The organism is Brevibacterium oceani (assembly GCF_013623835.1).
GTDB lineage: Bacteria > Actinomycetota > Actinomycetes > Actinomycetales > Brevibacteriaceae > Brevibacterium > Brevibacterium oceani.
This window is the reverse complement of record NZ_JABKDE010000007.1, coordinates 204,524-220,930: the sequence shown is the minus strand read 5'-3', so window position 1 is coordinate 220,930 and position 16,407 is coordinate 204,524. Positions and strand designations below refer to the sequence as shown.

The following is a 16,407-nucleotide window of genomic DNA, read 5'->3' as shown; positions in this document are numbered from 1 at the left end:
TGACTGCCGGACAACGACTCGAACGACTGTATAGTCTCTAGCTTAATGGCAGGTGAGTGCCTTCGAGCTCCACGGCATCCAGTCCCAGCCACATCGCCATCTCGCGCAGCTCGGCGACGAGGTCTTCGGTGTGCTCCTCCCCCGGTTCCCAGGTCACCTGGTGGGCGCGCAGGATGCCTGCCGCCCGATCCCTGTGGAGGTCGACGCGTCCGACGAGCCGATCGCCGAGGAGGAACGGGGTGACGTAGTATCCGTGCACCCGCCGGTCCGCAGGTGTGTAGATCTCGATCCGATAGTGGAAGTCGAACAGCCATTCGAGGCGCGGACGGTAGAAGACGAGCGGGTCGAAGGGCGCCAGAAGGGCACGGGCCGAGACGCTGCGCGGGGTGCGTGCTTGGTGCCACCGCAGAGCCGGGCTGCCGGCGACCTCGACCTCTCGCAGCTCTCCCGTCGACAGCAGTTCGGTGATGGCCTCATCCGTGGGTGCGCGCAATTGCCGGAAGTAGTCGGCGAGGTCATCTGGACGGGCGATGCCCAGCGCGCGGGCGGCGGTGCGAGTGAGTTCGAGGACATCGTTGTTCGTTCCGGAGACGCCGCGGGTCCGAGCCGCTTCCGGGTCGAGGCCGAGATGCGGATCGTCGTCGGTGCCGTAGGACAGAGGGATCTCGGGCAGATCAGCGCAGACGTCCCGCGTCAGGGCGTAGATGCGTTCGAAGTGATCGTTTCTCCCGGAGCTGCTGACGATGCCGCCGGCGAACAGGGCTTCGAGCGCGACCTTGACCTGGCTGGGGTTCCATCCCCAGTGCCCGCGATGGCGTTCGGGCAGGTCGTGTTCGACGAGCTCGGCCACACCGCGCGCCGACTTCGGCCCCTCGGCGAGGACCTCGAGCACCGAGGCCTGCAGATCTCTGAAGCCCTCGCCGGTCTCCGGGTGGCGCTGACCGTAGTCATTGCGCCACCATTCGGTGCGGGTGCGTTCGAAGTGCATCCATGTCTGCGGCGGGACGAAGGCGGCCGCATGAGCCCAGTACTCGATGCCCATCCGCGGAGAGGAGTAGAGGAGACGGTCGAGCGTCGCGCGCTGGTACGGGCCCAGGCGTGAGAAGAAGGGCAGATAGTGTGACCGGACCACCTTGGCGACCGAGTCGATCTGGGCCAAGCCCATGGTGGCGAAGGCGGACTTGAGGTGACGGGCGGTGACGGTGTCCGGCCGAGGACGGTCGAGTCCCGTCGCGGCGATCGCGGTTCGGCGTGCTGCCGCCGAGGTCATCTTCTGCATAGTCCAACGGTAGGCCATCCCGCTGACACCACTCCCTCCCATTTGCTACCTGACGGCGGCCCTGCAACCTCGCGCGAGGTTGCAGGGCCGCCGTCAGGTAGCAAATGGGAGGGTCAGTCGATGGCCTCTTCGAAGTCGTGGTCGAGGGCGATCACGCCGTAGCTCCAGCCCTTGCGGCGGTAGACGACGGAGGGTTTGCTCGATTCCTCGTCGATGAACAGGTAGAAGTCGTGACCGACGAGCTCCATCCGGTTCAGCGCCTCTTCGATGCCGATGGGCGAAGCGGTGAATGTCTTCTCTCGCAGCACCACCGGTGAGTCGCCTTCGGCCTTGATCCGCCCGTTGGTCTGGTCGGCGCTCTCGTTCGCGGACACCGCGGTCTCAGCCTCCTGACCGGGATCCAGCGGATCGGCCACAGGCATCTTAGCCAGCACCTCGGCTGTGGATTCTTTGCGGTGATGCCCAGAACGCGGGACCTTGTGTCGATCGCGAGCCCGCCTGAGTCGTTCGACCAGCTTCGCCCAGGCCAGATCGAGTGCCGCATACTTGTCGCTGGCCATGGCCTCGGCCCGGATCGCCGGTCCCTTCGCCACTACAGTGAGTTCGACCCGTTCGCTCGTCTCCGGCTGGCGGGAGTTCTTCTCGTGAGTGACGTGCACCTCGACTCGCTGAGCCCGGGGAGCGAGCTGTTCGACCTTCGCGATCTTGTCCTCGATATGGGCGCGAAAGCTGTCGGAGATGGTCAGTTGACGGCCGTTGACAACAATGTCCATGATGTGTCCTTAGCGACTCGTTCTTCGGATTCGTCCGATCCCATGCCCTTGGATGGGTAAACACCGTTATACAGTAAAGGGAGAGACAAATCGAGTGCCCCCGCGCCCGAGACCCAGAACGGCTCCGGCAGCAGGTCTGATCTGCACCGATGCTAGTAATCGTGCGCTTTCTGCCAAGGTTGCGCCGGTCGTTGAGAAGTCGTCGATGAGAAGATCCGCCGGCGCCTCTGCCGAAGCATCCTCAGTGTCTGCGGCCACCGTCCTGTCCAGTTCGCCGCGATTGAGATACTGCGTTCTCGCGGCGTTCTGCGCCCGGTCCTTCGCACCGAGGCCGACCTGGTCGCGGGAACGGCGTGCCAGCAGCACATCGTGGACTTCGAGCGGCAGCTCAGGGGCGAGTTCCGCCGCCCGCTGAGCCAGTGAGACCGTATGCGAGCCGCCGCGCCGACGGCGTGCCCGGTCGGAGCTGGGCGCGGGGAAGAGTCGTATCGGACCGCCCGTATACCCGATGAGATCGAGAGCCGCGACGATCGACCGGGCCAGGCCCATAGCCAACGGGTCACGGATGTCCCGACGCCCTTCGTCCTTGAAACCGACCACCATCCGGGAGATGCGGGAATTGTATTCGCAGATGCCGACGACCGGGATCTGCCCGTAGCGCGGTTCCATGGCTCGCGGAATGCCGGCGAGCAGCTGCAGGCACGCCGTGCACAGCGAGACGTTCTCCCGCCCGCAGCCGGCGCACCGTCGAGGCAGGAGCAGTTCGCCTATCTCCCCGAGCAGCCCCATGGGAGAAATCTACTATGCCGGCGGATGCTCAGCCCGGATACGAGGGATCCTCGGCCGCGACGTCGACGAGCCGCTGCCAGGCATTGGAATTGTAGGAGTAGAGGGCTCCGTGAGAGCTGGTCACGAGGATCGACCGCCCATCGGCTCCGCCGGCGATGCGACTGCCGTCGGAGACCTCTCCGAGCTGAGCGGAAGGACCGGTGACTCCGATCCGGAAGGGCTGGACTTTGTCGCCCTCCTCCGCGGCCAGCGCGACGAGGGAGGTCGAACCCGCCCACGACACGTCCTTGACTTCGGCGAAGTTCGCCCCCACAGTGATCGGGTCTCCTGACAGACCGTCGGCCGGGTTGCCCGCCTTATCCCGAGGCACACCGACGACATCGACCCGATCGGGTTCGCCCTTGTGGCGGCTGAGCAGCGCGACCCGGGTGCCGTCGCGCGAAACTTCGACATCGATCAGCTGCCGGCCGGAGAGGAAGTCGGCGGCGACGGTGAAGACCTGCCCGTCTCGGCCGACCGCCTTGAGCTCGCCATTGTTCTCAGCCTCCCCCGTCCACGTGGTGTTGAAACGGTCGATGCTCGGCCTCACAAGTCTCTTGCCCTTGAGGATCGGCGTCGAGTCCACAGCATCAGACTTCAGCCTCATGAGTACCCTGCCGTCGTTCTGCAGGTACACGTACAGGGAGTCGTCGAGAGAGACGGCAGGGTCGCTGGCTTTCGCCTTCTTCAGGTTCGGGCTGTTCTCGACCTTGGCCACGGTCGTACCCGAGACACGAGAGATCCGATCGTCGGCGAGGACGACGGGCGGACCGTCGACCTGAACCGAGGAATCCGTCTTCGGCTGCAGGCTCGCCGCGACAGCCTGTCCGCCGATTGTCAGCTCGATACTCGAAATCGAGGGGATGACCTGCAGAGTCGAGGCGATCTGCTGCCGGATCAGCCCCTTCTCGCGGTCGGACGGGGCAGGACTCTGCGGTCCCAGGGACACATGAGCGACGCCGTTCTCGATCGTCACCACGTTCGAGTCGCCGAGTTTCGCACCGTCGGGGACCGCCGTGATCACGGCTCCCGAGAGATACGGGGCGGGTCCGCTCAGCAGCTCATTCATCAGTGCCGTCGGCGTCGAGGAGGAGCGGAGGAACCAGCGCGAGTCGGGAACGAGATACGAGTAGTCGGAGGTGAAGAACTCGAGTGAGTAGTTGAGGAAGATCGTCTGGAAGTCCGTCTCACTGATGAGCAGCCCGTTCGGCGCCGAGGAGATCCTCCATTCTCCATTCTCCTGGCGCAGCGAGAACTCCAGGGTCGACTGGGTGCCGGGCTTCGTCGAGCTGTACACCCCCGAGGAGTCGACGAGCCCGACGACCGGAGCCGACATGGTCAGGGTCTTCTGGTCGGTGGTGAGATCGGAGTTGAGCGACTTGAGGTCGGTGTCGTTGGGCATCACCGACACCGATTCCTGCGGACTCCACTTCTGCGCCTCAGCCTCGGTGAGGAAGGACCGGGCCACGGAGAAGTTGTTCCCGGTCCCGGCGCCGGCGGCGAGGAAGCCGCGCACGATCTCGGACACGCTGTCGCCCGGTTCAGGACCATCAGGGATCCGCGCGTTGCTGGCGGCCGGGTCACCGGAATCGTCTTCGATGTGCCCGACGGGCGAGGACGTCGGAATCGACGAGCATCCGACCAAAGCAAGGCAGGCGCACACTGACGCCAGAATCATCGCCGGCCGGAATCGCCGATCTCTCGAGGCTGTCATGACCGTCCTCCTTCGCTTTTCCCCTGGTGCCCGTTCCCCCGCTGACTGCGACCATCACGGCTGTTCCCAGCGACCGTGGGACCGGGGCCCGAACCGTCCTGCGGCACGGAATCGGCCGTCGGAAGGGATTCGGCCTCGGCGACGTCCTCGGCCGGCGCAACGGCGACCTCCTTCGCGGGTCCCCCTGCCACATCCTCGGCCGTTGCTCCGGCGGCCTCCTCGTCCGATGGTGCTTTCGCGTCGGCGTCGGCGTCGGCGACGAACCCGGAGCCCTCAGGGACATCCTGATCGGTCTCGACGACGATGGGGATCGAACCGGTCTGGATTCGCACCGAACCATCGGACGACAGCGGCCCGGCGACGAGGGCGGCTCCCTTGATCTGGGCATCGCGCGGCGGCAGCGGCAGGGGCGAAGACGTGATCTCCTGTTCAGGGCGCCTCGGAATGGTCAGTCGGAAGCATGAGCCTTCGCCGAGCTTGCCCCACACCTGCAGCCACCCGCTGTGCAGGTGCGCGTCCTCGAGCGAGATCGCCAGACCCAGACCGGATCCGCCGAGGGTGCGTTTGCGCGCGGGATCGGCTCGCCAGAATCGGTCGAAGACGTGCTCGACCTGCTCCTCGTTCATGCCCACGCCGTGGTCGCGGACGCTCACGGCCACCGCCTCGGCGTTCGAGGCGACGTAGATGTCGATCGGATTGCCCTCGCCGTGCTCGATGGCGTTGACGACGAGGTTGCGGATGATCCGGGTGATGCGCACCCGGTCGACCTCGGCCATCACCGGCGACGACGGAGCATGGACGACGATCCCCGTCGACATCTTTTCGGCCACCATCGACACCGTCTCGATGACGGAGGTGACGATGCCCCCGATGTCGACGGGTTTGGCAACGAGGGCCGCGGCCCCGGCATCGTAGCGGGAGATCTCGAGCAGGTCGGAGAGCAGATTGTCGAAGCGCTCGGCCTGCGAATTCAGCAGCTCCGCACTGCGCGCGGTGACCGGATCGAGTTCGTCGCGGGAGTCGTAGATGAGGTCGGCGGCGGCGCGGATGGTCGTCAGCGGGGTCCGCAGCTCATGCGAGACGTCCGAGACGAATTGCCGCTGCAGCACCGACAGGCGCTCCATCTGCTGGATCTGATGCTGCAGCGTATCGGCCATGTCGTTGAAGCTCTCACCGAGGACGGCGATCTCGTCATTGCCATGGACGGGCATGCGTTCGTCGAGGTCGCCGTCGGCGATGAGGCGGGCGACCTCGGCCCCGGTGCGCACCGGGGTGACGACCAGGCGAGTGACGATCCAGGCGACCGCGCCGATGAGGACGACGAGGACGAGGGCGGCCACGAGCATCGATCGCTGCACGAAGTTGAGCGTGTCCTGCTGTTCGGACAGATCGCCGAGGTAGTAGAGCTGGAACTGTCCGGCCCCGGGGATCTGAAGCTCCTGCGTGATGAGCAGGCCCGGACCGGTGCCGTCGGGCAGGCTCACCGACTGGTAGAGCTTGTCATCGGTCGGAGCCTTGCGCATCGCCTCACGGAGTTCGTCGCTGATGGGAACCGATGCCGACTCCCCGTCCCGGCTCGACTCTCCAGCGGTGATCGTCGAGAACGACGAATTCGGGTCCTTCGGTTCCAGGGTCAGCGAATAGACGGAGCCGGCCGAGCGATTGTAGATGGAGGACAGCTGCGAACTGAGCGTGTCCTGGGTGACCGCCTGGCCGTCGACCGGGGCGAGGGACCGCAGCTCGGCGAGGATCGACCGCGTCTGCGAGGACAGGGAGTCCAGCCGGGTGTCGAAGAGCCCCCGGGAGATCTGTTGGGACATGTACGTCCCGACGCCGAAGATCGCCACCGAGGTGAGCACGATCGTGAGCACGACGATCCTGACCTGCAGGGAGTGGCTGAACGATCGGAGGATGAAATTCCAGAACGTCTTCAGTGCCGAAGCCGCGGTGCGCAGAGCGCCGCCCGCGGCCGACTCGGAACTCACGCGGCTCTGCCGGCCTTATAGCCGACGCCGCGGACGGTGACGATGATGTCGGGCTTCTCCGGATCGCGTTCGATCTTCGATCGCAGACGCTGCACATGCACGTTCACCAGCCGCGTATCCGCGGCATGGCGGTAGCCCCACACCTCTTCGAGGAGGGTCTCACGGGAGAACACCTGCCAGGGTTTGCGGGCGAGAGCGACCAGCAGGTCGAATTCGAGCGGGGTCAGCGACACCGGCGAGCCGCCCTTGGTCACGGTGTGGCCGGCCACGTCGACGACGACGTCACCGACGGTGAGCAGTTCCGGAGCCTGCGGTTCGGAGATGCGCAGACGCGCGCGAACCCGCGCGACGAGTTCCTTGGGCTTGAAGGGCTTGGGCACATAGTCATCGGCACCCGACTCGAGTCCGAGGACGACGTCGACAGTGTCGGACTTGGCAGTGAGCATGATGATGGGCACCGAGGACACCTCACGGATCTCACGGCACACTTCGAGCCCGTCCTTGCCCGGCAGCATGAGATCGAGGAGGACGAGGTCGGGTCCGACCTTCTGGAATTCCTCGAAGGCCTGATCACCCGTGGCGCAGAAAAACGGCTCGAAGCCTTCGCTTTTGAGCACAATGCCGATCATTTCGGCCAGAGCGGTGTCATCGTCAACTACGAGGATTCGAGCGTTCATGCTCCCATTGTCCCTTATGTTCGCCTGTTCTTCGGTTCTCGACACTCCTACCCTATCGGGCCGATGTCCGACAATGGCGCATCAGGCTCCCGAGGACGACACATCACGTGCCTGCGGACGACGCATCAGGTGCCGGACAGCCGTCGAGAAGGGCCGAACAACCTCGGCGATCTTCACCAACGAAGAGGCGAAACATGGCAGGATTGTGCGGTGATGGGACGATCGAACGCATGGACCTCCGAGGTCGACTGGCACACGGGCCGGTGGCAGATGCGCTCTCCGAGCCCCCGCCGCCGAGGCTGGCGCCCGCCCCCGCCGCGCGGACTGCTGCCCAAGCGGCCGCTGACGTTCATCGAGGCCCTCGACTCCGGGTTCCGCTTCCTGCGCTTCGCCCCCGGTCTGAGCATCGGATCCTCGCTCATCGTCTTCACCCTCTGGAGTCTGCTCCTCACCGCCGTCGGCACCCTCATCGCCCTGCGGTTCCTGCCCTTCCTCAACGACCTCGGCGGCAATGAGGATGCTCTCAACGGATTCCTCCTGCTGGCGCAGCTGGGGTCGGCGGCGCTCAGCCTGCTCAGCCTCGGCCTCGCCCACCTGCTCTCCGGTCTCATCGCCTCGGGCACCCGGGCCTCGTTCGGCGCCCGGAAGACGACCCTGTCACAGGGCTGGCGTGACCTGGCCGGACGGCGCATGCGGCTCCTTCTGGCCACTCTGCTGATGTCCGGAATCAACCTCGGCCTGCTGCTCGCCCTCGCCGCTCCCACCGCACTGTTCGCCCTCATCGACTCCCCGGTGGCAGCGATCGTCTGGGCGGGGGTCGCCACCGTCCTGTGGGCGCTCGCGCTGCTCTGGCTCAATCTGCGCCTGTCCTTCCTCGGTGCCGCAATCGCCGTCGAGGGCCTGACCGTCAGAGCCGGGCTGAGAAGGTCGTGGAGGCTCACCAACCGCGGCTTCTGGCGACTGCTCGGCCAGCTCGCGCTCGGCTACTTCCTGTCCAATCAGCTCGTTCAGCTCGTCATCTCACCGCTCGTCCTCATCGTCACGGCCGTCCTCGGAGTGGGAATCGCGACGACGGAGGACTCCCCTGCCGCGCAGGTCGCCATCGGGGTCGTCGCGGCCGGCCTCCTGTTGGGACTGACGCTGATCTCCTCGGCCGTCCTCTTCGCCTATTTCTCCTGCCTGGTCACCGTCTGCTTCTTCGACCAGCAGATGCGCACCGAAGGACTCGATCTCGTCCTCATCCGCAGCGAGGAGGAGTCATGATCACAGCCTCGGCCCTCCCCACCACGGCGCTGTCCTCGGCACTGTCCTCCGCCCTCGCCGGAGCCGCACCTGCCGTCGATCGGCGCACCGGCCGCGAATGGGTCGAACACGAACTGTCGAAGTCGGAATACTCGGCGAACGACCTCACACCGCTCGAACAGCTCGGCCGGTGGCTGAGCGACCTGTGGGAATCCCTCGTCGGGGCGGCCCTGCGCGCGAACTCGCCCTGGCTGCTGCTCCTCATCGTCCTCGCCCTCGCCGGGATCATCGCGCTCATCATCTGGCGCGTCCGCAGAGTCGGTCTGCGCCGCACCGGGGTGCCGCTCTCGGCGTTCGATCCCGTCGTCTCGCTGCCCGAACCGGGCCCCTGGCGTGAGCGCGCCGCTCGCGCTGCCGCGGCCGGCGACTACAGAGCCGCCGTCATCGACGAATCCCGCGCCATCTTCGCGGTGCTTTCGGTCAAGCAGATCGTCTCCCTCGAATCCTCGGCCACGGCCAGTGAGATCGCCCATGACGCCGAGGCGGCGCTGCCCGACCATGCCGCCGCCGTGCACAATGTCGCCGAGGTGTTCAACGACGTCCTCTACGGCGACGAGACAGGCACCTCCCTCCGTCCCGACCGGAACCTGCCGACCGTGTACGAGGACCTGTGCGACCTCGACCGCTCGCTCTGCGCCCTGCCCGCGCATCGCCGTCGGCAGGGCGACGATCGTCGGACCGCCGACACGGACGGGAATACCCGTGAAGGCCGGATGATCGACGACAGCGGGGAATCGGACCGCGTCGAAGAGGCGAGAGCATGAGCGCGCAGCTGGACGTGGCCACCCGCGGCACCCGTTCGAGTGCTCGCGTACCCCTGCGGGCACGTCTGCGTTCGGCCGGGGTGTGGATCACCGCGGCGATCGTCATCCTCATCACTGTCATCGCCACCCTGCTGATGACCACGGATGACGAGACCGAAGCTCCGCTGCACTATGACTCGACGGCCAGGGACGGCACGAAGGCCATGGTCGAGACCCTGCGCGCCCACGGCGTGGACGTCACGACCACCGAGGACTTCAAGGAAGCCCGCAGCGCCGCAGCGCAGCCCGACACCACCATGCTCGTCCCCACCAACGCCGACGCGATGTCGGCCGGGGACGTCGACGGAGTCGAGTCCGCGCTGGCCACCCACGGCGACCGCCTGGTGCTCATCGACCCGGGCCCGGCGATCGCCGAGTTCACCGACCGGATCACCGTCAACGACAACCTCAGTCCGCTGACCTCACCAGATCCGGAGTCCCAGCCGGACTGTGCGCTGCCGAGTGCACGCACGGCTGGCGCAGTGACCACCGGGGAGACCGAATATGCGGAGACGAAGAAAGGCACCGACGGCATCACCGCGTGCTATCCGCTGACCGGTCCCGGTGTCGATGAGATCGACGGCGCCGAGGTCGCTCCCGGCTCCGCCCGCGGACAGCTGATCACCGACGCCGACGGACACGTTCCGCTGACCGTGATCGGCAATGCCGAGTGGGTGACGAACGAGCACATCGACGAGGAGGGCAATGCCTCCCTCGTCCTCTCCCAGCTCTCGGAGACCGCCCACCTCGTCGTGTACTACCCGACGTTCGACGACTCCGAGGAGCCGCCGCCCTCGACGATCGACTTCGTGCCCGACTGGTTCCTCGCCGGAGTGCTGTGGCTCGCACCCACCGTGCTCGTCCTCCTGCTTGTGATCGGCAGGCGCTTCGGACCACTCGCGATCGAACGCCTGCCGGTGATCGTCCCGGCCGTCGAGACCGTCCACGGCCGGGCGGCACTGTCAGCCCGCAGCCACGACCGTGCCGGGGCGCTGCACACACTGCGCACCGCGGCGCTCCTGCGGATCGCGAAACGGCTCTCGCTCGGTCGTGAGACCGGAGCTTCACAGATCATCGCCCGCATCGCCGAGGTGACCGGACGAGATCCCGGAACGCTCCACCACATCTTCGTCTCGGCGACCGTGCACACGGACGCCGAGCTGACCGATCTCGTCCATCAGCTCACCCAGATCGAAAGTGAGATCCCATGACCCAGTCGCCACACGAAGAACCGACACCTTCGGCCGGTCGGACGCCCGCACCGTCGGCCGCCGACCAGCCACCCACGGCCGCGCCGAACCCCACCGGTCCCCTCACGGCCCCGGGCCCGGACCCGCTGCGCGACTCCTTCAACGGAGTGCGTGCGGAGATCGGCAAGGCCGTCGTCGGTCAGGATCAGGCGATCACCGGCATGCTCATCGCCCTGCTGTGCCGGGGACACGTCCTCCTCGAAGGAGTGCCGGGCGTGGCCAAGACGCTCCTCGTGCGCAGCTTCGCCGCGGCCGTCAGCCTCGACAGTTCGCGGGTGCAGTTCACCCCCGATCTCATGCCCAGCGACGTCACCGGCTCGCTTGTCTACGATGCTTCGGCATCGGACTTCTCCTTCCGACCGGGCCCGGTGTTCACCAACGTCCTCATCGCCGACGAGATCAACCGGACGCCGCCGAAGACGCAGTCTGCCCTGCTCGAGGCGATGGAGGAGCATCAGGTCTCGGTCGGCGGACGCTCCCGCGGACTGCCCGATCCCTTCATGGTCGCGGCCACGCAGAACCCCGTCGAATACGAGGGCACGTACCCGCTGCCGGAGGCACAGCTCGACCGATTCCTGTTCAAGCTCGTCCTCGACCTGCCCGAACGCGACCATGAGTTCGAGATCCTCGACCGCCATGCCCGCGGCTTCGACTCCGCCAGACTCGCCGCCGCGGGGCTGCGACCGGTGGCGGATGCCGCACTCATCTCCCGGGCCAGGGAAGCCATCTCCGGGATCTACATCGCCCCGCAGATCATCACCTACATCGTCGATCTTGCCCGGGCCACCCGGCAGGCCCCGTCGCTGGCACTCGGTGTCTCACCACGCGGTGCCACCAGAATCCTCGGTGCCGCCCGCGCACACGCCTGGCTCAACGACCGCAACTACGTCACCCCAGACGACGTCAAGGCGCTCGCGCACATGGCACTGGGACACCGGGTCATCCTGCGGCCCGAGGCGCAGATGGACGGGCTCGATGTCACCCAGGTCCTCGATTCGATCCTCGCTACCACGGAAGTGCCGCGCTGAATGACTGCCCGGCTGTTCCTGCTCACCCTCGTCGGGCTCGTTCCCGTCATGCTCGTGCCCGGGTGGCCGACGGCGCTGATCGTCGCCGGCGTGATCATCGCGGCCGCGGTGGTCGACTTCTTCCTCGTCCCCCGCGCCCACGGGCTGTCCCTGCAGCGGACCCCCGGACCGATGGTCCGCCTCGGCGATGACACGCACAGCACGCTCAGCCTCATCAACGATTCGACCCGCCGCATGCGCGTCGACGTCCGCGATGCCTGGCCGCCGAGCGCCGGCGCCGTGCGGACCCGCTCACGCCATGTCCTCGACCCCGGTGCCGAGAAGCAGGTGCGCATCGAACTCCACCCGCGCCGACGCGGTGCGCTGACCGCTGATCTGGTGACTGTGCGCTCGTCCAGCGTGATCGGCCTCATCGCTCGGCAGAAGAGCATCGAGGTGCCCGCCGCAATCCGTGTGCTCCCGCCGTTCGTGTCCCGCCGGGAGCTGCCGTCGAAGACGCAGAAGCTGCGCGAACTCGAGGGCCGTTCCGCGGTGATGATCCGCGGAATGGGCACCGAGTTCGATTCGCTGCGCGACTATGTCGACGGTGACGATGTGCGCTCCATCGACTGGCGGGCCAGCGCCCGCGCCCAGGACCTCGTGGTCAAGACGTGGCGTCCGGAGAAGGACCGCCGGGTCATCATCGTCGTCGACTCCTCTCGTTTCGCGGCTCGCCGCTGCGGTGAGGGAACGGTCTTCGATGCGGCTCTCGAAGCGTCTCTCCTCCTCACCGCCCTGGCCACCGGGGCCGGGGACCGCGTCGACGTCATCGTCGCCGACGCACGCGTGCGGGCCGTGGCCTCGAGCCGGCAGGCCCATGATCCCGTCCATGATCTGTCGGTGGCCCTGGCCCCGGTGGATCCCGAGCTCTACGACGCGAACTGGGAGACGATCGCCTCGGCCGTGCTCCAGACCTCGCGCCAGCAGGCCCTCGTCGTCCTGGTAACCGAGTTCGACGAAGCCACCATCGCCGATGACATCCTGCCCATCCTGCCCACGCTGACCTCGCACCACCGGGTGGTCATCGCCGGGGTGGAGGATCCCTCCCTCCAGGAGCTCACGCAATCACGAGGAGATGCCGACGCGATCTTCACCGCAGCCGCTGCCGAAGAGGAACAGCTGCGGCAGGCATCTCTGCGCACGCGTCTGCGTGGACTCGGCATCTCCTCTGTCCAGGCGCTGCCCGAGCAGCTGCCCGGGGCGCTGGCCGATCTCTACATTCGGCTCAAGGTCGCCGGCGGACTCTGAACTGCTCAGCGGTCGGTGGAGATGACGGAGTATCCCGCCTGATGCGCGTCGAGATCGGCGCTCAGCCCCGCCCGGGCCGCGCGTCTGCCGAAGTGCCAGGCGTAGACGACGACGGCTGCCGTGTAGAGCACGCCGATGGTGATCTTGAGCGCCGGGGGAATCGGATTCGGGGTGACGAAGCCTTCGATGATGCCCGAGCCGAACAGCAGCAGCACGAGCCCGCCGGCGACGATGAGCAGCGATCTGGCCTCGGCGGTGAGCTTGTCCCGACGCGGTCTGGGTCCCGGCACGACCCAGGCGAAGAAGAGGCGGAGACCGGCCGCGGCGGCGAGGATGATGCAGCTGATCTCCGGGATGCCGTGGGGCAGGATGTAGAGGAAGAAGTCGGAGGCTCGATCGAACTCGAACATCATCGCCCCGGAGAATCCGACGTTGACGGCGTTGGAGAACAGTCCGGCGACGACGTAGACGCCGGTGATCCCCAGCAGCACGAACTGGACGGCGATCCAGGCGTTGTTCGTCCACACCCCCACGGCGAAGAAGCCGTCCGGGTTCTCCTTGTAGTAGTCGACGAAGTCGTGTTCGGCGAACTGGCGGCGGAACTGCCGATCACCGAAGGTCTCGAGCACTTCCGGGTGTGTGCCCGCCCAGATCCCCGACACGACGGCGACCGCGAGGAACGACAGTGCGACGATGGCGAAGTCCCACCGGAGCCGATAGAGCGAGAGCGGAAGGCTGACGACGAAGAACCGCGACAGCCCGGACAGTCCCCCGCTGGGAACCGCGGAGAGGTGGTTGCGCGAGCGGTGGACGATCGCCGAGAGCCGTGCGGCCTCGAGTGAGTCCGGTGCGACGGTCATGATCCGCGACAGATCCTTCGACGCGGCACGGTAGAGGTCGAGGAACCGTCTCGTCTGGTCCGGGCTCAGCGTGTTCTTCTTCGCCAGCCCCGCCAGCTCCTGCCACTCGTTGCCGTGCAGCTCGGCCAGAAGGTTCGGGTCCATGCCTCAACCCTAACGGAGTCCCCGGACCGCACATGCGGCCGCCGAGATATGACAAGATGGTCGGGTGAGTACTCTGGTCACCGGCGAAGCCGTCGAACTCAGCGTCCAGCCCGCCGCGCTGGCGGCGAGGGCACTCAGCTGCCTGATCGACTACATCGTCTACACGCTCGTCGACATCGGTCTGCTCATCGCGATGTTCTGGCTCCTGATCAGCACCGCTGAGCTCAACGGGCTGCTGCTGGGCTCGGTGATGACGGTGATGAGCATCGGCGTGTTCGTGCTGCTGCCGATGCTCGTCGAGGTCCTCAGCCGCGGGCGTTCGCTCGGCAAGCTCATCCTCGGGCTGCGGATCGTCCGCGACGACGGCGGGGCCGTGCGGATCCGCCATTCCTTCATCCGGGCTCTGCTGTGGCCCTTCGAGGTCGTCTCCACCGGCGGTGGGATCGCCGCCCTGTCCGGGCTCGTGTCCCCGCAGGCGAAGCGCCTCGGCGACTACCTGGCCGGGACGCTGGCGGTCAGTGAGCGCAGTGCGCCCGTTCCGCCGGTGCAGACCCATGTCGCCCCGCAGCTGCATGACTGGCTGGCACGCACGGATGTCTCCGGGCTGCCCGACGGCCTCCACCGTCGCATCATCCAGTTCCTCGCAATGGCGCCGAAGCTCGGGCAGGAGTCCCGGTGGCAGAGGGCGATCGAGCTCGCCACCGAGCTCAATCCGTATGTCGCTCCGGCCCCACCCGAGGGGACGTTCCCCGAGCAGTTCCTCTCGGCGATCATCCACCGCCAGCGCATCGCGGAGGTCGAGCAGGCCAGGGCACGGTCGGCCAGGGCGGAGTCATTCCGCGCCGGAGTCGACGTCCTCCCTCACGGACTGAGCCTGCACGGACGCTGAGCCTTGCACGGACGCTGAGCCTTGCGGGGACGCTGAGCCTGCAGGAACGCTGAGCCGGCGACACCGGTCGACGAAGCTGCTCAGTACCGGTAGTGGTCGGGCTTGTAGGGCCCGGCGACGTCCACTCCGATGTATTCGGCCTGTTCCTTCGTCAGCTCGGACAGTTGGGCCCCGAGCGCCGGCAGGTGCAGTCGCGCGACCTTCTCGTCGAGTTCCTTGGCCAGCCTGTGCACCGCATCGTCATAGCGTTCGTGGGCGGTCCACAGTTCGATCTGTGCGAGCACCTGGTTGGCGAACGAGGCACTCATGACGAACGAGGGATGTCCGGTGGCATTGCCGAGGTTGAGCAGACGGCCTTCGGAGAGGACGAGGAAGTCTGTGCGCTCCCGGTCGAGTCCGGCCTCGGCAGGCACCGGGACGGACCACTCGTGGACCTGCGGCTTGATCTCGATCTTCTCCACACCGGGCAGACGTGAGAGACCGGCCAGGTCGATCTCGTCGTCGAAGTGGCCGACGTTGCCGACGATGGCTCCGGGCTTGAGCGTCTGGAGCACCTCGACACCCACGACCCGGGTGTTTCCAGTCGTGGTGATGATGATGTCCGCCTGCGGGGCCACCTCGGCGAGGTGGGAGACCTGGTAGCCGTCCATCGTCGCCTGCAGCGCACAGATCGGGTCGATCTCGGTGACGATGACACGCGCACCCTGACCTCGCAGCGCCTCCGCGGCGCCCTTGCCTACGTCGCCGTAGCCGACGACGACGGCGATCTTACCGCCGATGAGGACGTCGGTGGCGCGGTTGAGGCCGTCGGGAAGCGAATGGCGGATGCCGTAGCGGTTGTCGAACTTCGACTTCGTCACGGAGTCGTTGACGTTGATCGCGGGGAACGGCAGTGCCCCCTGTTCGGCGAGGCGGTAGAGGCGGTTGACTCCGGTCGTCGTCTCCTCGCTCACTCCTTTGATTCCTGCGGCGAGACGGGCGAAGCGACCGGGGGCGGATTCGATGGCGGAAGCGATCTTGGTCAGCAGGACCTTGAACTCCTCGGGATCGTCATCGGCGGCGGTGGGCACTCCCCCGGCGGCCTCGAACTCGGTGCCCTTGAGCACGTACATGGTCGCGTCGCCGCCGTCGTCGAGGATGAGGTTCGGTCCGTCTTCGAAGTCGAAGATCCTGTCCGCGGCCCACCAATACTCCTCGAGCGTCTCGCCCTTCCACGCGAAGACCGGCACTCCAGCAGGAGCTTCAGGGGAGCCGGAGCCGACGACTACAGCGGCCGCAGCCCCGTCCTGAGTGGAGAAGATGTTGCAGCTGGCCCACCGGACCTCGGCTCCGAGCGCGACGAGGGTCTCGATGAGAACCGCGGTCTGCACGGTCATGTGCAGGCTGCCGGCGATGCGGGCACCGGCCAGCGGTGCGCTCGAGGCGAACTCCTCACGCAGGGCCATCAGCCCCGGCATCTCCCGTTCGGCGAGTCGGATCTGGTGGCGACCGGCCTCGGCGAGAGACAGATCGGCGACCTTGAAGTCGGTGGAATCGAGCACGGTACCTCCATACGGCGGACAGTCGGATCGTCCCCGAGTCTATGGCC

Annotated in this window: 14 protein-coding genes; 6 read left to right on the top strand and 8 right to left on the bottom strand. The window is 66.8% G+C overall.

Annotated elements, in window-relative coordinates; translation table 11 throughout:
- Positions 1 to 37 precede the first annotated feature (37 nt).
- The 6 genes from HK401_RS15885 to mtrA all read right to left on the bottom strand — a co-directional run bounded on the left by HK401_RS15885 (position 38) and on the right by mtrA (position 7,256).
- Positions 38 to 1,279: a winged helix-turn-helix domain-containing protein gene (locus HK401_RS15885; protein WP_181275622.1), complete on the bottom strand. Its 1,242-nt coding sequence runs from the start codon at positions 1,277 to 1,279 to the stop codon at positions 38 to 40.
- 113 nt (positions 1,280 to 1,392) lie between these two features.
- The gene (gene hpf / locus HK401_RS15880; protein WP_181275621.1) at positions 1,393 to 2,052 is read right to left on the bottom strand and encodes a ribosome hibernation-promoting factor, HPF/YfiA family; all 660 of its coding nucleotides are present in this window, start codon (positions 2,050 to 2,052) and stop codon (positions 1,393 to 1,395) included.
- Positions 2,053 to 2,118: 66 nt separating this feature from the next.
- Entirely contained in the window at positions 2,119 to 2,841 is a 723-nt protein-coding gene (locus tag HK401_RS15875; RefSeq protein WP_181275620.1) for a ComF family protein, read from the bottom strand.
- A 28-nt stretch (positions 2,842 to 2,869) separates the two neighbouring features.
- Positions 2,870 to 4,594 carry an LpqB family beta-propeller domain-containing protein gene (locus HK401_RS15870; protein WP_181275619.1) on the bottom strand — a complete coding sequence of 575 codons (1,725 nt, stop codon included), beginning with the start codon at positions 4,592 to 4,594 and terminating at the stop codon, positions 2,870 to 2,872.
- Positions 4,591 to 6,579 (bottom strand): MtrAB system histidine kinase MtrB, encoded by a 1,989-nt coding sequence (mtrB, locus tag HK401_RS15865; RefSeq protein WP_309136023.1) that lies wholly within the window; start codon positions 6,577 to 6,579, stop codon positions 4,591 to 4,593. Before mtrB ends, HK401_RS15870 begins: the two co-directional genes overlap by 4 nt.
- The gene (mtrA, locus tag HK401_RS15860) at positions 6,576 to 7,256 is read right to left on the bottom strand and encodes an MtrAB system response regulator MtrA (RefSeq protein ID WP_181275618.1); all 681 of its coding nucleotides are present in this window, start codon (positions 7,254 to 7,256) and stop codon (positions 6,576 to 6,578) included. The genes mtrB and mtrA overlap by 4 nt, the downstream gene beginning before the upstream one ends.
- A 213-nt stretch (positions 7,257 to 7,469) precedes the next feature.
- Here mtrA and HK401_RS15855 point away from each other — a divergent pair, with 213 nt between their 5' ends.
- The 5 genes from HK401_RS15855 to HK401_RS15835 are packed head-to-tail and all read left to right on the top strand — an operon-like array spanning position 7,470 to position 12,926.
- Positions 7,470 to 8,519 carry a DUF7847 domain-containing protein gene (locus HK401_RS15855; RefSeq protein WP_181275617.1) on the top strand — a complete coding sequence of 350 codons (1,050 nt, stop codon included), beginning with the start codon at positions 7,470 to 7,472 and terminating at the stop codon, positions 8,517 to 8,519.
- Positions 8,516 to 9,322: a DUF4129 domain-containing protein gene (locus tag HK401_RS15850; protein WP_181275616.1), complete on the top strand. Its 807-nt coding sequence runs from the start codon at positions 8,516 to 8,518 to the stop codon at positions 9,320 to 9,322. Before HK401_RS15855 ends, HK401_RS15850 begins: the two co-directional genes overlap by 4 nt.
- Entirely contained in the window at positions 9,319 to 10,572 is a 1,254-nt protein-coding gene (locus tag HK401_RS15845) for a DUF4350 domain-containing protein (protein ID WP_181275615.1), read from the top strand. Before HK401_RS15850 ends, HK401_RS15845 begins: the two co-directional genes overlap by 4 nt.
- The gene (locus HK401_RS15840) at positions 10,569 to 11,639 is read left to right on the top strand and encodes an AAA family ATPase (RefSeq protein ID WP_181275614.1); all 1,071 of its coding nucleotides are present in this window, start codon (positions 10,569 to 10,571) and stop codon (positions 11,637 to 11,639) included. Before HK401_RS15845 ends, HK401_RS15840 begins: the two co-directional genes overlap by 4 nt.
- Positions 11,640 to 12,926 carry a DUF58 domain-containing protein gene (locus tag HK401_RS15835; RefSeq protein ID WP_181275613.1) on the top strand — a complete coding sequence of 429 codons (1,287 nt, stop codon included), beginning with the start codon at positions 11,640 to 11,642 and terminating at the stop codon, positions 12,924 to 12,926. It begins immediately after the preceding gene.
- A gap of 5 nt (positions 12,927 to 12,931) precedes the next feature.
- On the opposite strand, the gene HK401_RS15830 is transcribed toward HK401_RS15835, so the two are convergent.
- Positions 12,932 to 13,930 carry a stage II sporulation protein M gene (locus HK401_RS15830; RefSeq protein ID WP_181275612.1) on the bottom strand — a complete coding sequence of 333 codons (999 nt, stop codon included), beginning with the start codon at positions 13,928 to 13,930 and terminating at the stop codon, positions 12,932 to 12,934.
- 64 nt (positions 13,931 to 13,994) lie between these two features.
- Here HK401_RS15830 and HK401_RS15825 point away from each other — a divergent pair, with 64 nt between their 5' ends.
- Positions 13,995 to 14,819, top strand: a complete 825-nt coding sequence (locus tag HK401_RS15825) for an RDD family protein (RefSeq protein ID WP_181275611.1) — start codon at positions 13,995 to 13,997, stop codon at positions 14,817 to 14,819.
- 80 nt (positions 14,820 to 14,899) lie between these two features.
- On the opposite strand, the gene ahcY is transcribed toward HK401_RS15825, so the two are convergent.
- Positions 14,900 to 16,360, bottom strand: a complete 1,461-nt coding sequence (gene ahcY / locus HK401_RS15820; RefSeq protein WP_181275610.1) for an adenosylhomocysteinase — start codon at positions 16,358 to 16,360, stop codon at positions 14,900 to 14,902.
- Positions 16,361 to 16,407: the final 47 nt, after the last annotated feature.